This is a genomic window from Streptomyces sp. H39-S7, from assembly GCF_027158205.1.
Lineage (GTDB): Bacteria > Actinomycetota > Actinomycetes > Streptomycetales > Streptomycetaceae > Actinacidiphila.
This window is the reverse complement of record NZ_JAPVLU010000016.1, coordinates 177,410-184,240: the sequence shown is the minus strand read 5'-3', so window position 1 is coordinate 184,240 and position 6,831 is coordinate 177,410. Positions and strand designations below refer to the sequence as shown.

Below are 6,831 nucleotides of genomic sequence, written 5' to 3'. Positions count from 1 at the left end.
CTCCGGCAGCGACGTCACCGGCGTGCCCCGCGCCCTCGCGCTCGTCGGCCTGGCCGCCCTCGTCGCCGTGTTCGCCGTCCGCGGGGTCGGCCGCTCCGTCGTCTCGGGCCTGCTCGTGCTCTGCGGCGCGGGCATCGTGACCGCCTCCCTCACCGAAGGCGGCGGCGCCGCCCTGGACGCGGCCGCCAAGGCCGCCACGACGCTCACCAGCACGACCGTCGTCGGTGAGAGTTCCACCACATGGCCATGGGCCGCCGCCGCCGGGGGAGCGCTGCTGCTCGCGGCGGGCGCGCTCGCCGTGCTGCGCGGCCGCCACTGGCCGGGGATGTCCAACCGCTATGACCGGGACGGGGCCACCGGCCTGCCGTCCCGCAAGGCCCCGCGCGCCGCCCCCGATCCCGAACGCCCCGAGGAGCTGTGGAAGGCCCTCGACCGCGGCGAGGACCCGACCGGGAGCTGACCCGTGGGCCGCACCCCCGTGCATGAGGGGTGGCTGACACGCGCAAGAATGGTCGAGGACAACTTCCCCGACCGAGAACTTATGGGAGCACTCATGGCGGGCAACAACCACGGCCACACCCCTGCCGCCTGGACCGGCGTCATAATCGCGGTCATCGGATTCTGCGTCTCCGGTGCCTTCATGGTGAAGGCCGAGCCGCTCGGCTTCTGGGCGGGCCTGGTCGTGGCCGTGCTCGGCGGCGTCGTCGGCCTCGTGATGCGGACGATGGGCCTGGGCCAGCCCCGGAAGCCCGCCCACACCTGACGTCCGGTGGCGGCGCGGCCCGGCGGCGCGGCCCACGACAGCTCGGCGTACAACGGCACGACTCAGGCGCGGCCCCGGTTGGTCCGGGGCTGCGCCCCTGTGCGTCACGGGGCACAATCAGGCACGTGACCGACAAGCTGACCGTGCCGTCGCCGACCGGTACCGCCGCGCCCCACGGGCCGTGGTCCGCTCCCGCTCCCCGGCCGGGGTCCGCCCCCGATCCCGCGCCGCCCGCCGGCCGGTTGCGGCGGGCCGCCGTGCCGCTCGGGGTGCTGGCGGGCGTCGTCTCCGCGTTCGCGTACGTCGCCTCGGTCGACCCGAACACCCCCGGCCACTACCCCGTCTGCCCGCTGCTGGCGTACACCGGGATCTTCTGCCCCGGCTGCGGTGGGCTGCGCAGCGCCCACGCGTTCGCGCACGGGGATGTCGGCGCGGCCCTCGGCCTGAACGCCCTGGCGGTGGCCTGCTACGTGCTCTTCGCCGTGGTCTGGACGGTGTGGCTGTCGCGGACGCTGCGCGGCCGCGCGTTCGAGATCCGGCTGCGCCCCGTGTACTGGTGGGCGGTCGGCGCGGCCGTGCTGTTCTTCGGCGTCGCCCGGAACCTGCCGTTCGGATCGGCGCTCGCCCCGTAGGCCGCGGCCCCCGGCACCCCGTCCGACGCGACCGTCCCTCCGACGCGTCGCCCCCGTACGGAGCAGAGCGACACGCCGGAAGTGGCAGGATCCGGCCACGCGGAGGCCGCCGGCCCTCCGAAAGCCGGTGAAGCCGTGCCACGGACGGGCTGCCGCCGCGCCCGATGACAGCATTTGTCCATCAAGTGGGACCACGATCGACCGGATGCGCGCCCTCCGCCCTCGGCCGGATACCATCAGTGAGCCGGAGCGGGCATTACTGGCTTGATCGTTTCGGTGTACGGACCGTGCTCCACCACCCAGCCCGGAAGGGGACCGCTCGCGTGAGTGTGCTCGACGAGATCATCGACGGAGTCCGCGCCGACCTCGCCGACCGGCAGGCTCAGGTCTCCATCGACGAGCTCAAGGAGCTGGCCGGCAAGGCACGCGAAGCGATGGACGGAGTCGCCGCGCTGCGCGGTGACAGCGTCAAGGTCATCTGCGAGGTCAAGCGTTCCAGCCCTTCGAAGGGCGCGCTGGCCGCCATCGCCGACCCGGCGGGACTCGCCGCCGACTACGAGGCGGGCGGTGCCGCGGTCATCAGCGTCCTCACCGAGCAGCGCAAGTTCGGCGGGTCGCTCGCCGACCTCGAAGCGGTCCGCGCCAAGGTCGACATCCCGGTGCTCCGCAAGGACTTCATCGTCACCGCGTACCAGCTGTGGGAGGCGCGCGCCTACGGTGCCGACCTCGCCCTGCTGATCGTCGCGGCCCTGGAGCAGGACGCGCTGGTCTCGCTCATCGAGCGGGCGACCTCGATCGGGCTCACCCCGATCGTCGAGGTGCACGACGAGGAGGAGGCCGCCCGCGCGGTCGACGCCGGCGCCCGGATCATCGGCGTCAACGCCCGGAACCTCAAGACCCTCGAGGTCGACCGCGGCAATTTCGCCCGCATCGCGCCCGAGATCCCGGACGAGATCGTGAAGATCGCCGAGTCCGGTGTCCGCGGCCCGCACGACCTCATCGCCTACGCCAACGACGGAGCCGACGCCGTACTGGTCGGCGAGTCCCTGGTGACCGGCAAGGACCCGCGGGCGGCCGTCGCCGACCTCGTGGCCGCCGGTGCCCACCCCGCCCTGCGGTTCGGACGGAAGTAACCCCCATGTCGATCTCGACCCGCCTCGCCCCTGGTTGCCGCCCCCGCGGCTGCCGGGCGCCGGCGCGTCGTGTATTGGGCCGTCGGGTGCGTTATGTGATCGGTGGCGAGCCCGGACAGGTCAACGGAATGCGATGGCGACGCGGCTGAGCCGCGACACTTCCATCAGCCACGCATTTCACTGTCAGGGGACTCCTGTGTCTGCCATGTCAGAATTCTTCATTCCCGATCCCGAGGGCCTGGTCCCGAGCGCCGAAGGCTACTTCGGCGCGTTCGGCGGCAAGTTCATCCCGGAGGCGCTGGTCGCCGCCGTGGACGAGGTCGCCGCGGAGTACGAGAAGGCCAAGGCCGATCCCGCCTTCGCCGCCGAACTCAACGACCTGATGGTCAACTACACCGGCCGGCCGAGCGCGCTCACCGAGGTCGCGCGGTTCGCCGAGCACGCGGGCGGCGCCCGGGTGTTCCTCAAGCGCGAGGACCTCAACCACACCGGCTCGCACAAGATCAACAACGTGCTCGGCCAGGCGCTGCTCACCAAGCGGATGGGCAAGACCCGCGTCATCGCCGAGACCGGGGCCGGCCAGCACGGGGTCGCCACCGCCACCGCGTGCGCGCTCTTCGGCCTCGAATGCACCATCTACATGGGCGAGGTCGACACCAAGCGCCAGGCGCTGAACGTCGCGCGGATGCGGATGCTCGGCGCCGAGGTCGTCTCCGTCACGTCCGGCAGCCGCACTCTCAAGGACGCCATCAACGAGGCGTTCCGCGACTGGGTCGCCAACGTCGACCGCACGCACTACCTCTTCGGCACGGTGGCGGGGCCGCACCCCTTCCCCGCACTGGTCCGCGACTTCCACCGGGTCATCGGCGTCGAGGCCCGCCGGCAGATCCTGGAGCGCACCGGACGGCTCCCGGACGTCGCCGTCGCCTGCGTCGGCGGCGGATCGAACGCCATCGGGCTCTTCCACGCCTTCCTCCCCGACGCGGGCGTACGCCTCGTCGGCTGCGAACCGGCGGGTCACGGGGTGGAGACCGGCGAGCACGCCGCCACCCTCAGCCAGGGCGAGCCCGGCATCCTGCACGGCTCCCGCTCCTACGTCCTGCAGAACGACGAGGGGCAGATCACCGAGCCCTACTCGATCTCGGCGGGACTGGACTACCCGGGCGTCGGCCCGGAGCACTCGTACCTCAAGGACAGCGGCCGCGCCGAGTACCGCGCGGTCACCGACGACCACGCGATGCAGGCGCTGCGCCTCCTCTCGCGGACCGAGGGCATCATCCCCGCGATCGAGAGCGCCCACGCGCTCGCCGGGGCGCTGGAGATCGGCCGTGAACTGGGCCCGGACGCCCTGCTCCTGGTGAACCTCTCCGGACGCGGCGACAAGGACATGGACACCGCCGCCCGCTACTTCGGCCTGTACGAGAACGAGAACGAGCAGGGGGAAGCCAAGTGAGCGGCAACATCGAGCTGTTGAACGGTGTCCTGGCCGCGGCGAAGGCCGAGAACCGGGCCGCGCTGGTCGGCTACCTCCCGGCCGGATTCCCCTCGGTCGACGGCGGCATCGCAGCCGTCAAGGCGATGTTCGAAGGCGGCTGCGACGTCGTCGAGGTCGGCCTGCCGCACAGCGACCCGGTGCTCGACGGACCGGTCATCCAGACCGCGGACGACATCGCGCTGCGCGGCGGCGTCCGGATCAAGGACGTACTGCGCACCGTCCGCGAGGCGCACGCCGCCACCGGGGCGCCGGTGCTGGTCATGACGTACTGGAACCCGGTCGACCGGTACGGCACCGAACGCTTCGCCGCCGACCTCGCCGAGGCGGGCGGCGCCGGCTGCATCCTGCCGGACCTGCCGGTCGAGGAGTCCGAGGTGTGGCGCAAGGCCGCGGAGCTGCACGGTCTGGCGACCGTCTTCGTGGTCGCGCCGAGCAGCCGCGACGAACGGCTCGCCAAGATCACCGCGGTGGGCACCGGCTTCGTCTACGCGGCGTCGCTGATGGGCGTCACCGGCACCCGGGTGAGCGTCGGCGCGCAGGCGGCCGACCTCGTACAGCGCACCCGCGCCACCACGGAACTGCCGGTCTGCGTCGGGCTGGGCGTCTCCAACCCCGAGCAGGCCGCCGAGGTCGCCGCCTTCGCGGACGGCGTCATCGTCGGCTCCGCGTTCGTCAAGCGGCTGCTGGACGCACCCGACCTGGAGACCGGCCTGGCCGGGGTGCGCGAGCTCGCGGCCGATCTCTCCGCGGGCGTCCGCACGCGCGCCGGAGCGGTCCGGCAGAGCCGGTAAGCAGATCGTTTTAGTACCTCATTAGGGCGAATCGGGACCGGGGAGGCGCAGTGGCGCCTCCCCGGTTCGTTGTCCAGGGGTGTGAGCCAGAAGAACCGTGAGGGAAAGCGCACCGCCCGAGAGGCGATGTATGAGCAGCGCGAGAAGGACAAGGCGCGCGACAAACGCAAGAGGACGTGGATCGTCGGCGGTGCCGTCGTCGTGGTCCTGGCGATCGCGGGAGCGATCGCCGGGGTGGTGGCCAACCACAAGAGCGAACCGGCCAAGCCGCTGGCGTCCCCCAAAGGCGCGACCGGCAAGGACAACCTCGTCATCCCGACCGGCGCGACCGACGCGCCGTCCACGCTGACCGTCTACGAGGACTTCCGCTGCCCCGGCTGCGGCATGTTCGAGAAGAGCTTCCGCGACACCGTGCACTCCCTGGAGGACAGCGGCGCGCTGAGGACCGACTACCACCTCGTGACGATCATCGACGGCAACATGGGCGGGACCGGTTCGCTGAACGCGGGCAACGCCGCTGTCTGCGCGCAGGACGCGGGCAGATTCCGGGCGTTCCACGACGTCCTCTACGAGAACCAGCCCGACGAGCGGGAGGACAAGTTCGGGGACAAGGCGTACCTGCTGGAGCTCGCCGGCAAGGTGCCGGGGCTGAAGACCGACACCTTCACCGCGTGTGTGAACAACGGCACGTACGACAGCTGGATCAAGAAGTCGGCCGCTGCCTTCAGCGGCTCCGGGTTCAGCTCCACGCCGACCATTCTGCTGAACGGCAGGAGCGTCTACGGAAACCAGACCGATCCGCTGACCCCGGACAAGCTCAAGCAGCAGGTCGCGGCCGCCAACAAGGGCAAGGAGCCGGGCGCGGTCACGCCGGCCCCCACCCCCTGACACCCGCACCGACCGCGTCCTGACGGCAGGGCCGTTACGCGTCCGTAGCCGGGCTGGGTGCCACTGCGCCCGCTCGGCACGGTAGCGTCGGCCCTGCTATGGAGAACCTCGCTTTCATTCCCAGTCCGTCCAGCGGTGTGGTCTATCTCGGACCCGTCCCGCTCCGCGGCTACGCGTTCTGCATCATCATCGGCGTCTTCGTAGCCGTCTGGCTCGGAAACAAGCGGTGGGTGGCCCGCGGCGGCCAGAAGGGGACCGTCGCGGACATCGCCGTGTGGGCGGTGCCCTTCGGACTCGTCGGCGGCCGGCTCTACCACGTCATCACCGACTACGAGCTGTACTTCGGTGACGGCCGCAACTGGGTCAACGCGTTCAAGATCTGGGAGGGCGGCCTCGGGATCTGGGGCGCCATCGCGCTCGGCGCGGTCGGCGCCTGGATCGGCTGCCACCGCCGGGGCATCCCGCTGCCGGCCTGGGCGGACGCCCTCGCACCGGGCATCGCGCTGGCGCAGGCCTGCGGCCGCTGGGGCAACTGGTTCAACCAGGAGCTGTACGGGCGCGCCACCGACCTGCCGTGGGCGGTGAAGATCAGCGCCACCGACCAGCACCCGGCGGGCACCTACCACCCGACGTTCCTGTACGAGTCGCTGTGGTGCGTCGGGGTCGCGCTGCTGGTGATCTGGGCGGACCGCAGGTTCGGCCTGGGACACGGCCGGGCCTTCGCGCTGTACGTCGCGTCCTACTGTGTGGGGCGCTTCTGGATCGAGTACATGCGCGTCGACGACACCCACCACGTCCTGGGCCTGCGGCTGAACTGCTGGACCGCGGTCGTCGTCTTCATCGGCGCGGTGGTCTGCATGGTGCTGTCGGCGAAGTGGCACCCGGGCGTGGAGACGATCGTGGAGCCGGCAGCGGCCGGTGCCGCAGTGAACCTGGAGAAGGACGCCGCCGGCGGGGACGCCGAGGACACGGCCGCAGGGGACACCGAGGCCCCGGTAGCTTCCGGCAGCACCAGGTCCGACGCGAAGAACGACGACGCAGAGGCGTCCAAATCCTCCTGAACCTCCCAGATCCTCCCGCGGCCGCCGGCTCTTCCGAGTCCGGCGGCCGCGGTGTTTTCGCAGGTAGG

9 protein-coding genes are annotated in these 6,831 nt (G+C 71.6%); all 9 read left to right on the top strand.

Features of this window, described 5'->3' with window-relative positions; translation table 11 throughout:
• Positions 1-460 (top strand): TIGR02234 family membrane protein (locus O3X23_RS17910; RefSeq protein WP_269272402.1); only part of this gene is annotated, 460 nt, incomplete at its 5' end.
• A 93-nt stretch (positions 461-553) separates the two neighbouring features.
• A complete protein-coding gene (locus O3X23_RS17905; protein WP_269272401.1) occupies positions 554-763 on the top strand; it encodes an HGxxPAAW family protein in 210 nt (69 codons plus the stop codon).
• A gap of 125 nt (positions 764-888) precedes the next feature.
• Positions 889-1,395, top strand: coding sequence for a DUF2752 domain-containing protein (locus O3X23_RS17900; protein WP_443047874.1), 507 nt, complete (start codon positions 889-891; stop codon positions 1,393-1,395).
• Between the two features lie 323 nt (positions 1,396-1,718).
• Complete coding sequence (gene trpC / locus O3X23_RS17895; RefSeq protein ID WP_269272400.1) at positions 1,719-2,528, top strand: indole-3-glycerol phosphate synthase TrpC; 810 nt, start codon at positions 1,719-1,721, stop codon at positions 2,526-2,528.
• Positions 2,529-2,533: 5 nt separating this feature from the next.
• Positions 2,534-2,677: a tryptophan biosynthesis modulator TrpM gene (trpM, locus tag O3X23_RS44205; RefSeq protein ID WP_368860168.1), complete on the top strand. Its 144-nt coding sequence runs from the start codon at positions 2,534-2,536 to the stop codon at positions 2,675-2,677.
• 56 nt (positions 2,678-2,733) lie between these two features.
• A complete protein-coding gene (gene trpB / locus O3X23_RS17890; RefSeq protein WP_269272399.1) occupies positions 2,734-3,981 on the top strand; it encodes a tryptophan synthase subunit beta in 1,248 nt (415 codons plus the stop codon).
• A complete protein-coding gene (gene trpA, locus O3X23_RS17885) occupies positions 3,978-4,814 on the top strand; it encodes a tryptophan synthase subunit alpha (protein ID WP_269272398.1) in 837 nt (278 codons plus the stop codon). Before trpB ends, trpA begins: the two co-directional genes overlap by 4 nt.
• 81 nt (positions 4,815-4,895) lie before the next feature.
• Positions 4,896-5,702, top strand: a complete 807-nt coding sequence (locus O3X23_RS17880; RefSeq protein ID WP_269272397.1) for a DsbA family protein — start codon at positions 4,896-4,898, stop codon at positions 5,700-5,702.
• Positions 5,703-5,800: 98 nt separating this feature from the next.
• Entirely contained in the window at positions 5,801-6,763 is a 963-nt protein-coding gene (lgt, locus tag O3X23_RS17875; RefSeq protein ID WP_269272396.1) for a prolipoprotein diacylglyceryl transferase, read from the top strand.
• Positions 6,764-6,831 lie beyond the last annotated feature (68 nt).

Bases quoted from the DNA above. Each gene is read 5' to 3' on its own strand.
- O3X23_RS17905 (WP_269272401.1), top strand. From the start codon at position 554: ATGGCGGGCAACAACCACGGCCACACCCCTGCCGCCTGGACCGGCGTC.
- trpM (WP_368860168.1), top strand. From the start codon at position 2,534: ATGTCGATCTCGACCCGCCTCGCCCCTGGTTGCCGCCCCCGCGGCTGC.
- trpB (WP_269272399.1), top strand. From the start codon at position 2,734: ATGTCAGAATTCTTCATTCCCGATCCCGAGGGCCTGGTCCCGAGCGCC.
- lgt (WP_269272396.1), top strand. From the start codon at position 5,801: ATGGAGAACCTCGCTTTCATTCCCAGTCCGTCCAGCGGTGTGGTCTAT.